Genomic DNA, 15687 nt, shown 5'->3' on the forward strand with positions numbered 1-15687 from the left:
TGTTTCATCTGTTGACACTTTACTTACGTGTGAGATAGCCTCGCGAATGATAATCATTAGCAAAACTGGATGGTGGCGCAAATGCATTCACGCAATTATCTCCGGGTAACCGTTCGGATAACAGGCCAGATTCACAGCACAAGACCCTGCCTGATGTGGTCTCTGGCAACGAGACAACGCACCGAACGGCCGTTGTCATTAGACCTCTTGAGCGGCATCTCAACGTAGCCTCAACGCGCAGACACTGGAATCACACCCTTGCCGGATCAATGCGGCCTGTTACTTTCACGCATTTTGTACGGACATATCGCGATCTCATGCAGTTGCATCAGTTCTCAATCATGGGTAAGGAGGCTCGGGTAGTTAAAAGTAAATTTACTCTCTGGGTGTAAAGGGATAGGAAAAAGAGTGGGGCATATCGGGTTATCGCTATTCTCAGGATTTTGATTATCCCTAAGAGACATTTCGGATGTCATATTAATGCTAGCTACTTTGTGGAGAAAGTTATGGGTAATACCATGAATGGAAACGAAACGGGTTGGGACAGTGTTAACGATCTTATTCACTACCATGAGCGCGGGAATGGCCTGACGATAAATAACAAACCGTCTTATGACATAAATGAGGCGGGGTTGCAGATAGCGCGCGGCGATAAAACCTGGAATGGCGTTCACGTCACGGGAAAAGAGGCAACGGTGACCTATTCCTTCCCGGATTGGGATTATAACGAACTGAACCTGGGCCACCGCTCCCCGGAGCGCGATACGGGGCTGAGTGCGTTCACGCAACAGCAACAAGAACAGGCGAAGCTGTCTTTACAATCCTGGGCCGATGTTGCCAACATCAAATTTGTCGAAGTGGCTTCAGGTCAACCCTCCAATATTACCTTTGGGAATTATGAGGGGACGGGACAAGCGTATGCTTTGAAACCGTACTCATATAATGGCAATGATTACAGAGGATACAATTCTGATGGGCAAAGTTGGTACAACATTAAGAATCACTCCGAAAATTTGCATCCTGAGCTAGGTAATTACGGCCGCTTAACCATTACCCATGAAGTTGGCCATACTCTCGGGTTAGATCACCCGGGCACTTATAATGCGGGGCAAGGCAGCCCAAATTATACCAAGGCAGTTTACGCCGAAGATACCCGGCAGTTTAGCGTAATGAGTTACTGGAATGAATCCATTACCAACGCGGATCATGGCCATTACTATGCCGCTGCACCGCTGGTTGATGATATCGCGGCCATCCAGCATCTTTACGGCGCCAACATGACCACCCGAACCGGCGACACCGTTTACGGGTTTAATTCAAATACAGGCCGAGACTTCTATACGCTCAAGGACAGCCACGACAAGCTGGTGATGTCTGTTTGGGATGCAGGTGGCAATGATACCCTCGATTTCTCGGGGTATAGCCAAAATCAACGTATCAATTTGAACGAGGGCGCTTTCTCCGACGTCGGTGGATTAAAAGGGAATGTTTCCATCGCTGCCGGCGTCACCATCGAAAACGCGATAGGGGGGGCAGGTAATGACGTCATTGTTGGAAATCACGCAGACAATACGCTCAAAGGCGGCGCCGGCAACGACGTTATTTACGGTGGAGCGGGCCAGGATCAATTGTGGGGAGGGCAAGGTAACGACATTTTTGTCTTCTCTGACCTGAATGACTCGCCTGTTCAGGCTCCTGATACAATTTGGGACTTTGAGTCAGGCAAGGACAAGATCGATCTGTCCTTCTTCAACCAAGGCGATAAAGGCAATGATTTTATTCAGTTTGTCGATCATTTCAGCGGGCAGGCCGGTGAGGCACTGGTATCCTATGATACCCAAAGCAATCTGAGCGAACTGGCCTTAAACCTCCATGGCGGTGCAAATCCAGACTTCCTGGTGCACATCGTCGGGCAGGCTGACGTCGCTGTTGACTTTATCGTGTAAAACGGCAACGGTGGGCGATGATGCCCACCGTTTTGCATGGGCCAGCTATGTGTAAATCTATTCTTGTCGGAATAATTTTCTTGTTTTCAGGAGCCTCTATGGCAAGCAGTCTGGTTTTACCTTCCGCCGAAACGCTCTCCGGGCAGTGGACGGTCAGCGATAAATCAAAGTCCTGTGTTGTACAGCTCAACACGGAGAGTGTGGAATCGGTCGGCGGCTATAGCCTGAAATTTTTGTCTGATTGCACGCCCGACGTCTTGCCGCAAGAGCCAGTGGCGTGGCGTCCTGCACCCGATGGCATTGCATTGTTAGACAAGGAAGGGCTGACCGTACTTTTCTTCTCTCAGGAAGACGATCATTACCGCAGTCAAATCTGGGCCGAGACGGGAAAGATCCTGAAGAGAAATAACTAGCGGAAAACGCCGGCCTGACCCGGCGGTTATTCCACCTCACGCCACCCAGCCTCCGCCGTAACGGTGGGGGCTTTTATGGGGCGGTCGGCAAGCCGTCGACGATGGCAATCATGGCTTCCGCCACGTGGCGCCGCTGTTGTTTCGCCAACTGATAGGCCGGCGAATGGTAGCAGGCTAACGCGGTGGCGTAGTCGTCGAACTCGATCAGCACATGTTTCACAAACGCCGGGCCTTCCAGCGTTTGCGCCTGTTCGCCGCGGGCGAGAAAACGGGCGTTGAACTGGCGAAACGCCTGGGGCGCCAAATCCATGTAATGCTGATATTGCTGCGGATCTTTCACGGTGACATGGGCAATCCAGTAAGCGGGCATCTCAGGACTCCTGTTGTAGAATGCGCTTGGCCAGCGCGGCGGCCTCGGTCAGGTGATCGATGACTTCTTGCCTGGCCTGCGCCGGATTGTTTTGTTCGATGGCGTGATAGATCCGCGTCATACGCTCGAAACCGGCCAGCTGACGCTCCGGGGTTTTCAGGGTCAGGGCGCGCAGGCGGCTGATGCGGCTATTCAGCCGTTGAACGATTTCCCAGGCGATGGCGTGATGAGCCACCTGGAATATGGTTTCATAAAAGGCCTGCGACGCTTCAACGCGCTGAATATCATCCTGCCCGGCCGAAGCCTGGTTAATCGCAATTAATTTTTCATGCAGTTTCTTTTTATCTTCCGGCCCGGCTTTCAAGGCGCAGTCGTGAGCGGCATCCTGTTCAAGCAGCAGACGAATGGTATAAATCTGCTCGGCAATATCCCAGGTCAGAATAGCGACAATCGGCCCTTTCTTGCCGAGCGTTTCAATGAGCCCCTCCGCTTCGAGATAACGGATCACCTCGCGCACCACGCTGCGGCTGACGCCCAGCTCCTCACACAGGCTGCGTTCCACTAAACGATCGCCGGCCTGAAAATACCCTGAGATAATCGCCTGCCTAATTTTCGCCAATGCCAATTCGCGCAAGGTGACCGGTGCATTCTCAATCTTCAATGACGCCTGAACCATAATTGTCTCTATTTTTTGTGGATCATCATTAATCCGGATAACGACGCGTATTTCCGTTTGCCCGGTACTATTAACATCTTTCCAACCCGCAAAGCAACGGCGGCCGATTTCGCGCCGCATCGCCAAAACGGCGAATGTTGCAGCAGCTCACAAAATCGAAAGATAGCCTAAAAAAACCGCTTTTCGTTGCTGATACCCGCTGGCTCAACGGGTTTGGCACGGGCACCGGCCGCTGAGCGGAGGCGGTCGTAGCCGGCGTTTTACCCCCCGACCAAAGCCCTTGCTTGTTTTTTAATATATTGATTAATAACAATTATTTTCAATTCCTCTTTACCATCCCAGATAAAAATAAGAATACCGTATTATGGTATACCAAACTTTGACATACCAATCTGCCCGATGCTATACCCTCGACTCGCGACATCTGATTAACATTTGATTTACTTTTCGAGGTCCCTTATGCATCAAGACATCCGCAAGACCCTGGTTTTGACAGAAACCCTCTACGCCGACGGTGGCAAGTCGGCGGCCAAACCGCTGGTGATGATCGCCGCGGCTGCGGTAATTAAAAACCCCTGGGCCGGGCAGGGCTTTGTTGAGGATCTGGCGCCAAAGATTCGAGAAATGGCGCCGGTGCTGGGTGAGCTGCTGACCGGTTTGATCCTCAAAGAGGCTGGCTCCGGCGAGCGGGTGGAAGCCTTCGGCAAAAGCGCGGTGGTGGGGCTGGGCGGCGAGTTGGAACACGCTTCGGCGCTGATCCACACGCTGCATTTCGGCAACCACTACCGCTCGGCGGTCAACGGCAAGAGCTATCTGGCGTTCAACAATACCCGCGGGCCGGCCAACGCGCCGATCCTGATCCCCATGATGGGGAAAAACGACGAAGGCAGCCGCGAGCACTACCTGACATTCCAGTTCAACATCAACGACGCGCCTTTCGACGACGAAATCGTCATCGTACTGGGCGCGGCGCTGGGGGGGCGGCCGCATCACCGTATCGGCAACCGTTATTTGGATCTGAAAGAGCTGGGCCATGATCAGAACAATCCGGCAGCTGTCTGAACCCGCTCTGCGGGTAGGGTATCTGGAGGCCGGACGTGGCGAGCCGTTGGTGTTGATCCACGGCGTAGGCATGAACGCGGAGGCCTGGTATCCCCAGCTCGATGCGCTTAGCGCGCGCTTTCGGGTCATCGCCGTCGATATGCCGGGCCACGGCGAAAGCGAAGGCTTCGCCCACGCCGCGACGCTGGAGGATTACGTGCGCTGGCTGGCGGCCTTCTTAAACACCCTGGATACGCCGAGCGTTGCGGTGGCGGGGCACTCGATGGGGGCACTGATCACCGCCGGTTTGGCAATCGATTATCCGGAGCGGGTCAACCGCGCGGTGGTGATGAGCGGCGTGTTTCAGCGCTCAGCAAAGGCCAGCGCCGCGGTCGCGCAACGCGCCAGCGCGTTGGCCAGCGGCCAGACGCAGCTCGACTCGCCGCTGAGCCGATGGTTTGGCGCCGATCCCGCCGAACAGCGTCTGCGCCGGCAGGTGGGCGGCTGGTTGCAACAGGTGGACGTTACGGGCTACGCCCGCGCGTATCAGGCGTTTGCTACCGGCGATCGGGTGTATGCCCAGCGTTGGCACCTTATCCGCTGCCCGGTGTTGGTATTGACCGGCGAGCACGACGCCAATTCCAGCCCGGAGATGGCACGGCAAATGGCGCAGGCCGCACCGAACGGGCGCGCGGTGATCATTGAGAACGCCAAACACATGGTCAGTCTGACTGATGCGCAACGCGTCAACGCGCTGATGCTCGATTTTCTGACCGCAGAGCAACCTTTGACTTTATTAGGAGCGGCAAATGGACGCGGATAAACGCAGGCAGTTGCGCGACGCTTTCGGCGCCTTTATGACCGGCGTCACCATTGTGACCTCGGTGGACACGCAGGGGCGGCCGATTGGCTTTACCGCCAATTCGTTTTCATCGGTGTCGCTGGATCCGGCGCTGCTGTTGGTGAGCATCGATAAACGTTCGGCGAACCTGGCGCATTTTACCCAGTGCAGCCATTTCGCCATCAATATTCTGGCGGAACAGCAAAAAGAGGCTTCAACCATTTTTGCGCAAAAAAACGAAGACCGCTTTGCGCTGATCGATTGGCGCTGGAGTGCATCACGGGTGCCGCTGATCGATAACAGTTCCGCATGGTTCGACTGCTCGCTGCATCAGGTGGTGGACGCCGGCGACCATGCCATTCTGATCGGCCAGGTCGAAGGGTTCGCGTCCAACGCCACCGCCGGTCTGGGGTATTACCGCGGCGCGTATTTCACACCTTATCAAAACGCGCAGTCGCTGATTGGCGGGCCGCAGGTGGTAGTGAGCGCGCTGATCGAGTTTGAAGGGCACGCCGTGATGGTGCGGCAAAGCGACGGCGGCTATCAGCTGCCGTCCAGCGCGGTGGAGAAACGCAGCGTCAGCGAAACGTTGGGGGATTTACTGCAGCAGTTGGGCATCAACGCCCATCCGGGTTTCGTCTATTCCGTTTATGACGACCGGCAGAAACACCAACAGCACATCGTTTTTCTGTGCGCGCTGCCGACCGACGCCGGCAGCCTGACGCCGCAGCTGAGCACGGCGGAATGGTTCGACATGCCGACGCTGGCGCGGTTGCCGATCAAGGATCCGGCGCTGCGGTCGATGCTGGGCCGGTTCGTCAAAGAAAACGCCGTGGGCAATTACGGTATCTATTATGGCGATGAGCACAGCGGTGCCATCAAGCAATTCGCCGGTTGAGGCTGAACGGGAGAGTGTGATGAAACTGTCTTTATTCGTGCATATGGAACGAACGTTACCCGACGAACCGCAGGAAAAGCTCTACCAGGAGATGATCGAACTGTGTGAAATCGCCGATCGCGGCGGCATGCACGCCATCTGGACCGGTGAGCACCACGGCATGAATTTCACCATCGCGCCGAATCCGTTTATCAATCTGGCGGATATTGCCCGGCGCACCTCCAGGGTGCGGCTCGGCACCGGCACCATCATTGCGCCGTTCAATCACCCGATCCGTCTGGCGGGCGAAGCGGCGATGACCGACATCATCACCGGCGGCAGGCTGGAGCTGGGGATCGCGCGTGGCGCCTATTCCTATGAATACGAACGGCTGATGCCCGGTTTGACCGCCTGGGATGCCGGGCAGCGCATGCGCGAGCTGATCCCGGCGGTGAAAAAACTCTGGCAGGGAGACTATGCCCATCAGGGGGAATACTGGTCGTTCCCGGCGACCACCTCCTCGCCGCTGCCGAAACAGCAGCCGCATCCGCCGATTTGGGTGGCGGCGCGCGATCCTAACAGCCACGAATTTGCGGTGCAAAACGGCTGCAACGTTCAGGTTACGCCGCTGCATCAGGGGGAAGAGGAGATCGTGCGGCTGGTGACCTGTTTCAACGAGGCGCGTGCACGCTTCGCCGCCGAGCAGCCGCTGAAGATCATGCTGTTGCAGCATGGCTACGTGGCGGAAGACGAGGCGGACGCCCGCCTGGCGGCGGAAGAGCTCAACCGTTTCTACCACTACTTCGGCGCTTGGTTCAAGAACCAGCGGCCGGTGCGGCAAGGGCTGATTCAGCCGCTGAGCGATGAAGAGATCGCCGCCAATCCTTATTACTCCGCCGACATGATGCGCAATAACCTGGCTATCGGTACCGCCAATGAGGTCATTACGCGGCTGAAAAAATATGAGGCGCTGGGTTATGACGAGTTTGCGTTGTGGATCGACAGCGGCATGAGTTTTGCGCGTAAAAAGGCCTCTCTGGAGCGGTTTATTCGCTGCGTGATGCCGGAATTTCACTGACGGAGGCGCTGATGGAATCGTTCAAACTCTACATCGACGGCCGGTTTGACGCCGGCTCGGCGACCTTCGCCTCGCTCAATCCGGCGACCGGCGAACCCTGGGCGCAAGTGGCGGAAGCCCGCGCCCAGGATGTGGATCGTGCCGTTGCGGCGGCGCGCCGGGCATTTCAGGGGGCCGAATGGCGCGACATGACCGCCGGCGCGCGCGGCAAGCTGTTGTTGCGGCTGGCCGACTTGCTGGAGCAGCATGCCCCCGAGCTGGCGCGGCTGGAGACGCTGGATACCGGCAAGATCATCCGTGAAACCCAGGCGCAGATCGCCTATGTGGCGGAATACTACCGGTACTACGCCGGCCTGGCCGACAAGATGGAAGGCAGCGTGCTGGCGATCGACAAACCCGACATGGAAACCTGGGTGCGACGCGAACCGATCGGGGTGGTGGCAGCGATCGTTCCCTGGAACAGCCAGCTGTTTCTTGCGGCGGTGAAAATCGGCCCGGCGATCGCCGCCGGCTGCACGCTGGTGGTCAAGGCAGCGGAAACCGCGCCTGCGCCGCTGCTGGCGTTCGCCAGACTGATAGACGAGGCCGGTTTTCCACGCGGCGTATGCAATGTGATCACCGGCTTTGCCACCGACTGCGGCGCGGTGCTGACGGCGCATCCGCAGGTAGACCACATCGCCTTTACCGGCGGCGCGGAAACCGCGAAGCACATCGTCCGCGGCAGTGCGGAAAACCTCGCCAGTACTTCGCTGGAGTTGGGCGGGAAATCGCCGTTTATCGTCTTCGACGACGCGGATCTGGCGAGCGCGGCGAATGCGCAGGTGGCGGCCATTTTCGCCGCGTCGGGCCAGAGCTGCGTCGCCGGTTCGCGCCTGCTGGTGGCGGAAAGCATCAAAGACGCGTTTTTGGCCCGGCTGACGGAGAAGGTGCGCAGTATCCGCATCGGGCCGCCGGATCGCCAAGACACCCAATTCGGGCCGCTTTGCACCCGGCAGCAGCAAGAACGGATCGCCGCTATCGTCAGCCGCTCGTTGGAGCAGGGGGCGAAACTGGTGATTGGCCACGCGGCGATCGATTCACCGGGCTTTTACTACCCGCCGACGATCGTCGACTGCAGCGTGCAACCCGGCGCCGAGTGCGTGAAGCAAGAGCTGTTCGGCCCGGTATTGTCGGTGTTGACCTTCAGGGATGAAGCGGAGGCGATTCAGCTTGCCAATGATTCCGCCTATGGCCTGGCGGCCGGCATTTTCACGCAGAACCTGACGCGCGCGCATCGGGTGACCCGTCGCCTGCGGGTGGGCGTGGTGTGGCTGAATACTTATCGAGCGGTATCGCCGCTGGCGCCGTTCGGCGGTTACGGCAAGTCGGGATTTGGCCGCGAGGGCGGGATTGACGCCGCGCTGGAGTACACCACCAGCAAGACGGTGTGGCTGCGTACCAGTGACGATCCGATAGACGATCCCTTCGTCATGCGCTGACTCAGCGCAATCAGGCGCGATCTCGGATCGCGCCGGCAGCCCTGTTTTTATCGCGTTGATACAGGCGACCGCAATGTCGCCGGGGCAAACGCACGCTTTTTTCGGCGTATTCGCACCCTACAGGCTGCAAAAAATAAGAATCCAGGTTAACCGGGGGATATATGAATTCTCAGCCAGAGCAGACCGCGTTTATTGAAGACAAGTCGATCGATTTTGTTCCCGCCGGGGAGCGCCACGGCCATGCCCGCAGCCTGTTCACCCTGTGGTTTTGCACCAACATTGCGCCGCTGGCGGTCGTGACCGGGGCCATCTCCACGCAGACGTTTCATCTCGATATTCTCTCGGCGCTGAGTGCGATTATCGCCGGCCACCTGTTCGGCGGCATTTTTCTGGCGCTGACCTCGGCCCAGGGGCCGCAGGTCGGGATACCGCAAATGGTGCAAAGCCGGGCGCAGTTCGGCCGCTATGGTTCGTTGTTGGTGATCGTGTTCGCCACGGTGATCTATCTGGGGTTCTTTATTTCTAACATCACGCTTTCGGGCAAGGTCATCCATAACGTTATTCCGTCATTGAACATAGGTGTTGCGACGGTGATTGGCGCGGTGCTGGCGACGTTGATCGGGGTGGTGGGCTACCGTTTCATCCACAAGATCAATAAAGTCGGCGCCTGGGTGATGGGCAGCGCGCTGATTCTCGGATTGGTATTGATGTTTTCTCAACCGCTGCCGGCGGATTTTTGGCAGCGGGGATCGTTCAGCATTGCCGGTTGGTTCGCCACATTCTGCATCGGCGCCGTCTGGCAAATCAGCTTCTCGCCCTACACGTCAGACTATTCGCGTTACCTGCCGGCGGAAGTCGGCATTGCCAAACCCTTCCTGTATACCTACTTCGGCGCCTGCAGCGGTACCATTTTAGCCTTCGTGTTCGGCATGGTGGCGGTCAATCTGGTCGCCGGCAGCGACGATGTCATGGAGGCAGTGCGCCAGGCGACGGGAGGGTTGGGTCCGGTGCTGATGGTGCTGTTTCTGATCAACATCATCTGCCATAACTCGATGAATTTGTACGGTGCGGTGCTCTCGTTGATTACCGCCGCACAGACCTTCTTACCGCAGTGGATGCCTAATGCGCGCATACGTACGCTGTTCTCCGCAGTGATTTTGCTGGGCTCGGTGTGGGTGGCGCTGGTTGCCTCGGCCAACTTCGTTCATCTGTTCCTGAACCTGATCTTTGCCTTGATCTCGGTGCTGATCCCGTGGTGCATGATCAACCTGATCGATTTTTACCTGCTTAACCGCCAACGCTATGACATCTCGGCCATTTTCAGCGCCGACGGCGGGCGCTATGGTCTGCTCAACACCCGCGCGCTCGGCGTTTATTTCGGCGGTATTGCGGTGCAGGTGCCTTTCGTCGAGAACGCGTTCTTCTCCGGCCCTTACGCCAATCTGATCCCGGGCGCAGACATTTCCTGGGTGATCAGCATGGTACTGACCGGTATCGCCTATCCATTGTGTTGTTCACGACGGGCTAACTGGGCAGTGCAGCTTTAAATGTCATCGCCCTGGAAAAGCCGCTGCTGCCAGTGCGACAGTTGGGTCAGCGTGACTGGCGCAGCGTCAGCAATGGCCACGCGATCTTCCAAGGCAATTTCTCGGGCACGCTGCAACGATTCGGTGCTGAGGCGCTGCAAACTTTGCCGCAGCGCCTGCTGCGTTTGCGCCAGCTCGCTTGCGCCCACGTGCGTCAGTTCATGACGCATCTGCAGTAAGAATTCGTCGGTTAACTGCTGCAGCTGTTCAACGTTGAACGTCGGGGATTGCAGGGCGAACAGCAGGCCTTCGGCATCGGCGCAGCGATGGAAGGCGCATTGGACCACGTAGCCAACGTTGCGATCCACGCGCAACCGCTGAAAATAGCGCGGCGCGTAAAGCTGGGCCAGCACGCGCAGCGCCCAACGGCCTTCGGCTTCGTCGTTCGGCAGCGGGTAAAACTGCAGCAAGGCGTGTTCGGTGCCACTTTCCGTCAGCGTGACGGGGCGATGATGCTGATGTGCCGGCCGCGGCGGCTGCGCGGCTACGGAATAGGGGAAGTCGTACAGCAGGTGCGACAGCGACTGTTTTAACTCGCCATCGCCGCCGATCAAGGTGGCATGCCATTGTGCCGCTGCTGATGTTGGCGTGCTGAGCGCCGCCGGCAATTGGGCTAACAGGCGGCGAATGGCGATATCGTTTTGTTCTTTCAGCTGCGTATGGCGCAGGTTTCTTGCCGCCTCGTTGAGGATAGCCGGCGGCAACACCGCCAGCGCCCGGTTTACGACGCTCAGCCCGTGGCAAAGCAGCGCGTGGCTGCCCGCCAGCTGCAGCAGCCACACGCCCTGGTGGCGTTCGAAGCTTAAATGCCCCTCCCGATGCGCCAGATCTGCCGCCCCGGGGCGCAGCGCCGCCTGTAAGCCGTAGGCCTGTTCATCGCTGAAGGGGCTGGACGGCGTCGGCCGCAGTAGCAGCACCGGCTGCGCCTCGTCGGGGAGCAGATGCCGCAGCGGCGCCAGGCCGGCAGGCAATGTCGGGCTCGGCAGCGCCGCCGAGAAGGAGAAAAAGCGGAAAGGTTCCACTGTAGACGTCAGCGCGGCGCCGGCGAAGGGGCTAAGCGCCAGCGGCAACCCTTGAATTTCACGGGGTTCGCCGCTGCCATCGGGCCGCACGGCCAGGCGACGGCGCGGCGCGCTAATCAGCGCCGCAATATGCCGTGGCCAATCGTCGTTCGGCTCCACCGGCGGTAACCCAAACGCTCTGGCGCGCAGCTGATCGAGCGGCGCCAAACGGTGGAAATCGCGATTTGCCAGCCGCTCGTAATGCGCAAGTTGAGCCGGTGTCAGCATCTGCAGCGCCTGCAACCACGCCAGCAGCGCGCTTTCGATGTGGGCAGCTTCAGCGGCGGAACCGTGATTGACGGTAAAGATAAAACTCAGCAGCGCGTTGTTCTCACTGCAGCGCGAATAATCGAGACGAACGGCGTCGCACCACGCCTGAGCGCGCAGCCGGGCCAGCAATCCGCCGGGGGCTTCGTCCAGCAGCAGGCGCTCCAGCCGCCGCAGCCAACCGCGCGAATGGGAGCGCGGCAGGGCAAACACCAGCCTCAGCTGCGGCGTGCCGGGAAGAGACAGAGTGTAATCTTTCGCAGCGGTCAGCGGCGGTGAGGCTTCGTGCGGGGCGGCGTTGCCCGATGGCAAGCGGCTGCCGCAACGCTGTGCCAGCGCATGCAGCTGCGCCAACGACTGCGGGCCTTGCAGCCACAGCGTCATATTAGGCGCGCGAAAATAGCGCTGGTGAAACTGCCGCAGCGCCTGATGCAAGGCGAAAATGTCGTTGCCGAAAGCGGCGCGGCTGCCGATATGAAAGCGATGCATTGCGTCAAGGCCGCCAAACATCTGCCGCTGTGCGGCTTCGCAGCGGGTTTCAACCTCGGCGCGCAGCAGGCGGTATTCGGCGTCGATGACCTCAACCTCCTGTGCGATCGCTTCGGCCGCCAGCTGTGGGGCGGCGAGCAAATCGCTCAGGCGCGCCAGCCCCTGCGCCAAATGATCGGCGCTCACCTCGAAGAAAAACGCGGTTTGCGTAGCCTGGGTGGTGGCGTTCAGTCGGCCACCCACCGACGGTACCCAGCCCATAAGGCCATCTTGCGCGCTGAAGTTCGCACTGCCGCGAAACAACATATGCTCCAGCAGGTGCGCCAGGCCTGGCCAGGCGACGGGCGCCTGAAAACTGCCTGCCTCAATGCGCACCAGCGCGGCGGCGGCGGCGACGGCAGGATCGCTTATCGCCTTGACGGCCAAACCGTTGTCGAGCTGCCACGAGGCGGCGGTGAGCGTCATCGTCAACCCTTGAAAATCAGACGAGAGTTGGTTTGATTGCGAAAACGCAGCTGATCGATACCGATCTGCGAACGGTTCGCCGCTTCCCGCGCCGCCAGAATGGTGCCGTGGTGCGGCGATTTGCCGCATACCGGGTCGGCGTTGTCGGCGTTGCCGGTCAGCATGAACGCCTGACAACGGCAGCCGCCGTAGTCTTGCTCTTTCTCCGAGCAGGAACGGCAGGGCTCCGGCATCCAGTCATAGCCGCGATAACGGTTAAAGCCGAACGAGTGGTACCAAATATGCGGCAGATCGTGCTCCAGTACCGACGGGAAGGCGATCGGCAATTGACGGGCGCTGTGACAGGGTAACGCCATGCCTTCCGGCGTCACGCTCATGAAGATCGCTCCCCAGCCGCCCATGCAGCCTTTGGGGCGCTCCTCGTAGTAATCCGGCGTGACGAACAGCAGGTTGGCCAGCTTGCCGTCGGCGGCCATGCGTTCGCGGTAGCGTTTCACCACCGCTTCCGCGTCGGCGATCTGCTCGCGGGTCGGCAGCAGGCCCTCACGGTTGAGGTGCGCCCAACCGTAGAACTGGCAGGTCGCCAGCTCGACGTCGTCGGCGTCCAGCTGGATCGCCAGTTCGATGATGCGGTCGATCTGGTCGATATTATGGCGATGCAGCACGAAGTTGAGCACCATCGGATAGCCGAGCGCCTTGACCGCCTTGGCCATGGCCAGCTTCTGCTGAAACGCCTTGGCGGATCCCGCCAGCGCGGCGTTCAGCGTTTCGTCGCTGGCCTGAAAACTGATCTGGATATGGTCCAGCCCGGCGTCGGCGAAGGTCTGCAGCTTCTTCTCGGTCAGGCCGATGCCGGAAGTGATCAGGTTGGTGTAAAAGCCGAGATCGCGCGCGGCGGCGATCAGCTCGGGCAGGTCTTTACGCACCAACGGCTCGCCGCCGGAAAACCCGAGCTGCACGCTGCCCATCGCCCGCGCCTGGCGAAACACCTCGATCCACTGCGCGGTGGTCAGCTCTTTTTCCTGCGCGGCAAAATCGAGCGGGTTGGAGCAATAGGGGCACTGCAGCGGGCAGCGGTAGGTCAGCTCCGCCAGCAGCCAGAGCGGCGGGTTCACCGCCGGCGCGCGTGCATCAGTCACGGAAGGTCACCCATTTTTGTTCGTAGGCGCGCTGGAAAAATTCCAGCACGTCATCCGCCAACCCCTCGGCGCCGGGAAAGCGGGCGTTCAGCTGCGCGATGATGCCGTTCAGCGTGGTGTGGCCGTCGACCAGCTGCAAGATGGCGGCGGCGCTGTCGTTCAGCTTGGCCATACCTTCCGGGTAGAGGATCACGTGGCTGTTTTGCACTTGCTCCCATTGCAGGCGGTAGCCGCGGCGGAAGACGGGGGTGTGTTCAGGGTTCAGCGTCATTACACCAGCCTCTGGTTGTGCCATACCCGCGCGGCGGTCACGCTGTGGTAAGGCGGGCGGTTCAGGGTATAGGCCATGCTCATGGCGTCCAGCATGCTCCACAGAATATCCAGCTTGAACTGCAGGATCTCCAGCATGCGCTGCTGCTTTTCAACGGTGTCGCAATAGTCCAGCGCCAGCGCCAGGCCGTGTTCCACATCGCGGTTGGCCTGGCCGAGGCGGCTGCGGAAATAGTCGTAGCCGGCGGCGTCGATCCACGGATAGTGCTGCGGCCAGCTGTCGAGGCGCGACTGGTGGATTTGCGGCGCGAACAGTTCGGTCAGCGAGCTGCAGGCCGCTTCCTGCCAACAGGCGCGGCGCGCGAAATTGACGTAGGCGTCCACCGCAAAGCGCACGCCCGGCAGCACCAACGCTTCAGAGAGCAGGGTGTCGCGCTGCAGCCCGACGGCTTCGCCCAGGCGCAACCAGGCTTCGATGCCGCCTTCGCTGCCGCCGTAGCCATCGTGATCCAGGATGCGCTGCACCCATTTGCGGCGGGTTTCCGGCTGTGGGCAGTTAGCCATGATCGCCGCATCCTTAATCGGAATGCTGGTCTGATAGTAGAAACGATTGGCCACCCAGCCCTGGATCTGCTCACGGGTCGCTTCGCCGTTGTGCATCGCGATGTGGTACGGGTGGTGAATATGGTAATAAGCGCCTTTGGCGCGCAGCGCCGCTTCAAATGCCGGCGGAGTCAGGGGCAGTGGTTGCGTCATGGCGGTTCCCTACAGTTCGATATTCATGCCGTCCCAGCTCACCTCGATGCCGGCGTCGGTCAGGCTTTGCCGCTCTACCGAGTCTTCATTGAGGATAGGGTTGGTATTGTTAATGTGGATCAGGATTTTGCGCCTGGCGGGCAAAGTGGCGAGCAGGGCCGCCAGCCCGTGTTCTTCCGCCAGCGCCAGATGCCCCATGTCCTTGCCGGTATTGCGGCCCACGCCGACATTGGCCAGCTCGTTGTCGCGCCACAGCGTGCCGTCGATCAGCAGGCAGTCTGCGCGGCGCAGCCACGGCAGCAGCGCCTCGTCCGGCTCACCCAGGCCCGGCGCGTACAGCAGCCCGACCCCGCGTGCGATATCTTCGATAAACAGCGCCACGTTATGGCCCGGCAACGGGCGATCGCGGTACGGCGAATAGGGCGGCGCATTGCTGAGCAACGGAATGGCGGTAAAGCGCACGGTCGGGCAGACCGCCGTGTGGAACGGCTCGCCGGGCGTTACCGGGTGGTGAATCAGCCCGCCGTTCCAGTGGGAGAGCATGGGAAACACCGGGAAGCCGGTGCTGAGATCGTCATGCACTTCGGGCGTGCACCAGACGTGATGCGGGCAGCCTTCGCGCAAATTGAGCAAGCCCGCGCTGTGATCGATCTGGCTGTCGGTCAGCACGATCGCGCCGATGCCGGTGCCGCGCAGCACCTCGGGATTATTCAATTCGGGCGAGGCCAGCAGCTGATGGCAAATGTCCGGGGAAACGTTGCACAGCACCCAGTTTTTACCGTCGTCGCTGACGGCGATAGAAGACTGTGTGCGGCGCTTGGCGCTGATGCTGTGGTCGCGAACGCCCCGGCAGTTGTCGCAGTTGCAATTCCACTGGGGAAAGCCGCCGCCCGCCGCCGAGCCGAGAACTTTTATCTGCATGTCTAAACCAGAA

General features: G+C 59.6%; 15 protein-coding genes. 8 read left to right on the forward strand and 7 right to left on the reverse strand.

The features are described 5' to 3' along the window. Nucleotides 1–506 precede the first annotated feature (506 nt). Nucleotides 507–1946 carry a serralysin family metalloprotease gene (locus QDT79_RS16025; protein WP_107226173.1) on the forward strand — a complete coding sequence of 480 codons (1440 nt, stop codon included), beginning with the start codon at nt 507–509 and terminating at the stop codon, nt 1944–1946. A 98-nt stretch (nt 1947–2044) separates the two neighbouring features. Further along, nucleotides 2045–2359 (forward strand): AprI/Inh family metalloprotease inhibitor, encoded by a 315-nt coding sequence (locus tag QDT79_RS16030; protein ID WP_063989848.1) that lies wholly within the window; start codon nt 2045–2047, stop codon nt 2357–2359. A gap of 73 nt (nt 2360–2432) precedes the next feature. On the opposite strand, the gene QDT79_RS16035 is transcribed toward QDT79_RS16030, so the two are convergent. Both QDT79_RS16035 and QDT79_RS16040 read right to left on the reverse strand, forming a co-directional pair. Beyond that, nucleotides 2433–2729 carry a DUF1330 domain-containing protein gene (locus tag QDT79_RS16035; protein ID WP_063989849.1) on the reverse strand — a complete coding sequence of 99 codons (297 nt, stop codon included), beginning with the start codon at nt 2727–2729 and terminating at the stop codon, nt 2433–2435. A gap of 1 nt (nt 2730) precedes the next feature. Continuing rightward, on the reverse strand, nt 2731–3525 hold the full coding sequence (locus QDT79_RS16040; RefSeq protein WP_233221847.1) for a GntR family transcriptional regulator: 795 nt from the start codon (nt 3523–3525) through the stop codon (nt 2731–2733). Between the two features lie 339 nt (nt 3526–3864). Between QDT79_RS16040 and QDT79_RS16045 the strand changes: the two genes are divergently transcribed. The 6 genes from QDT79_RS16045 to QDT79_RS16070 all read left to right on the forward strand — a co-directional run bounded on the left by QDT79_RS16045 (nt 3865) and on the right by QDT79_RS16070 (nt 10267). Continuing rightward, a complete protein-coding gene (locus QDT79_RS16045; RefSeq protein ID WP_149559324.1) occupies nt 3865–4467 on the forward strand; it encodes an amino acid synthesis family protein in 603 nt (200 codons plus the stop codon). Next, entirely contained in the window at nt 4439–5269 is an 831-nt protein-coding gene (locus tag QDT79_RS16050) for an alpha/beta fold hydrolase (RefSeq protein WP_063989852.1), read from the forward strand. Before QDT79_RS16045 ends, QDT79_RS16050 begins: the two co-directional genes overlap by 29 nt. After that, complete coding sequence (locus QDT79_RS16055; protein ID WP_063989853.1) at nt 5256–6185, forward strand: flavin reductase family protein; 930 nt, start codon at nt 5256–5258, stop codon at nt 6183–6185. The genes QDT79_RS16050 and QDT79_RS16055 overlap by 14 nt, the downstream gene beginning before the upstream one ends. 19 nt (nt 6186–6204) lie before the next feature. Beyond that, nucleotides 6205–7242, forward strand: coding sequence for an LLM class flavin-dependent oxidoreductase (locus QDT79_RS16060; RefSeq protein WP_149559323.1), 1038 nt, complete (start codon nt 6205–6207; stop codon nt 7240–7242). Between the two features lie 11 nt (nt 7243–7253). Further along, on the forward strand, nt 7254–8720 hold the full coding sequence (locus tag QDT79_RS16065) for an aldehyde dehydrogenase (protein WP_308316737.1): 1467 nt from the start codon (nt 7254–7256) through the stop codon (nt 8718–8720). A 161-nt stretch (nt 8721–8881) separates the two neighbouring features. After that, nucleotides 8882–10267: a purine-cytosine permease family protein gene (locus tag QDT79_RS16070; RefSeq protein ID WP_130018292.1), complete on the forward strand. Its 1386-nt coding sequence runs from the start codon at nt 8882–8884 to the stop codon at nt 10265–10267. Here QDT79_RS16070 and pqqF read toward each other — a convergent pair. From pqqF to pqqB, 5 genes are read right to left on the reverse strand one after another with little or no spacing between them, the layout of a single operon-like run. Then, complete coding sequence (gene pqqF, locus QDT79_RS16075; RefSeq protein ID WP_308316738.1) at nt 10264–12588, reverse strand: pyrroloquinoline quinone biosynthesis protein PqqF; 2325 nt, start codon at nt 12586–12588, stop codon at nt 10264–10266. The two genes, QDT79_RS16070 and pqqF, sit on opposite strands and share 4 nt — an antisense overlap. Before the next feature lie 2 nt (nt 12589–12590). Then, nucleotides 12591–13727, reverse strand: a complete 1137-nt coding sequence (gene pqqE, locus QDT79_RS16080; RefSeq protein WP_107226179.1) for a pyrroloquinoline quinone biosynthesis protein PqqE — start codon at nt 13725–13727, stop codon at nt 12591–12593. Continuing rightward, on the reverse strand, nt 13720–13998 hold the full coding sequence (gene pqqD, locus QDT79_RS16085) for a pyrroloquinoline quinone biosynthesis peptide chaperone PqqD (protein ID WP_016927749.1): 279 nt from the start codon (nt 13996–13998) through the stop codon (nt 13720–13722). Before pqqD ends, pqqE begins: the two co-directional genes overlap by 8 nt. Next, nucleotides 13998–14753 carry a pyrroloquinoline-quinone synthase PqqC gene (gene pqqC / locus QDT79_RS16090; protein WP_048321566.1) on the reverse strand — a complete coding sequence of 252 codons (756 nt, stop codon included), beginning with the start codon at nt 14751–14753 and terminating at the stop codon, nt 13998–14000. Before pqqC ends, pqqD begins: the two co-directional genes overlap by 1 nt. Nucleotides 14754–14762: 9 nt before the next feature. Then, on the reverse strand, nt 14763–15674 hold the full coding sequence (gene pqqB, locus QDT79_RS16095) for a pyrroloquinoline quinone biosynthesis protein PqqB (RefSeq protein WP_308316739.1): 912 nt from the start codon (nt 15672–15674) through the stop codon (nt 14763–14765). Between the last annotated feature and the right edge of the window lie 13 nt (nt 15675–15687).

Source organism: Serratia marcescens, from assembly GCF_029846115.1.
GTDB classification, from domain to species: domain Bacteria; phylum Pseudomonadota; class Gammaproteobacteria; order Enterobacterales; family Enterobacteriaceae; genus Serratia; species Serratia marcescens_L.

Excerpts from the sequence above, each read along its gene's own strand:
- pqqF (WP_308316738.1), bottom strand. The coding sequence starts at position 12,588 with ATGACGCTCACCGCCGCCTCGTGGCAGCTCGACAACGGTTTGGCCGTC.
- QDT79_RS16060 (WP_149559323.1), top strand. The coding sequence starts at position 6,205 with ATGAAACTGTCTTTATTCGTGCATATGGAACGAACGTTACCCGACGAA.
- QDT79_RS16045 (WP_149559324.1), top strand. The coding sequence starts at position 3,865 with ATGCATCAAGACATCCGCAAGACCCTGGTTTTGACAGAAACCCTCTAC.
- QDT79_RS16065 (WP_308316737.1), top strand. The coding sequence starts at position 7,254 with ATGGAATCGTTCAAACTCTACATCGACGGCCGGTTTGACGCCGGCTCG.
- pqqC (WP_048321566.1), bottom strand. The coding sequence starts at position 14,753 with ATGACGCAACCACTGCCCCTGACTCCGCCGGCATTTGAAGCGGCGCTG.
- QDT79_RS16040 (WP_233221847.1), bottom strand. The coding sequence starts at position 3,525 with ATGCGGCGCGAAATCGGCCGCCGTTGCTTTGCGGGTTGGAAAGATGTT.
- QDT79_RS16050 (WP_063989852.1), top strand. The coding sequence starts at position 4,439 with ATGATCAGAACAATCCGGCAGCTGTCTGAACCCGCTCTGCGGGTAGGG.
- QDT79_RS16035 (WP_063989849.1), bottom strand. The coding sequence starts at position 2,729 with ATGCCCGCTTACTGGATTGCCCATGTCACCGTGAAAGATCCGCAGCAA.
- QDT79_RS16025 (WP_107226173.1), top strand. The coding sequence starts at position 507 with ATGGGTAATACCATGAATGGAAACGAAACGGGTTGGGACAGTGTTAAC.
- QDT79_RS16070 (WP_130018292.1), top strand. The coding sequence starts at position 8,882 with ATGAATTCTCAGCCAGAGCAGACCGCGTTTATTGAAGACAAGTCGATC.
- QDT79_RS16030 (WP_063989848.1), top strand. The coding sequence starts at position 2,045 with ATGGCAAGCAGTCTGGTTTTACCTTCCGCCGAAACGCTCTCCGGGCAG.
- QDT79_RS16055 (WP_063989853.1), top strand. The coding sequence starts at position 5,256 with ATGGACGCGGATAAACGCAGGCAGTTGCGCGACGCTTTCGGCGCCTTT.
- pqqD (WP_016927749.1), bottom strand. The coding sequence starts at position 13,998 with ATGACGCTGAACCCTGAACACACCCCCGTCTTCCGCCGCGGCTACCGC.
- pqqB (WP_308316739.1), bottom strand. The coding sequence starts at position 15,674 with ATGCAGATAAAAGTTCTCGGCTCGGCGGCGGGCGGCGGCTTTCCCCAG.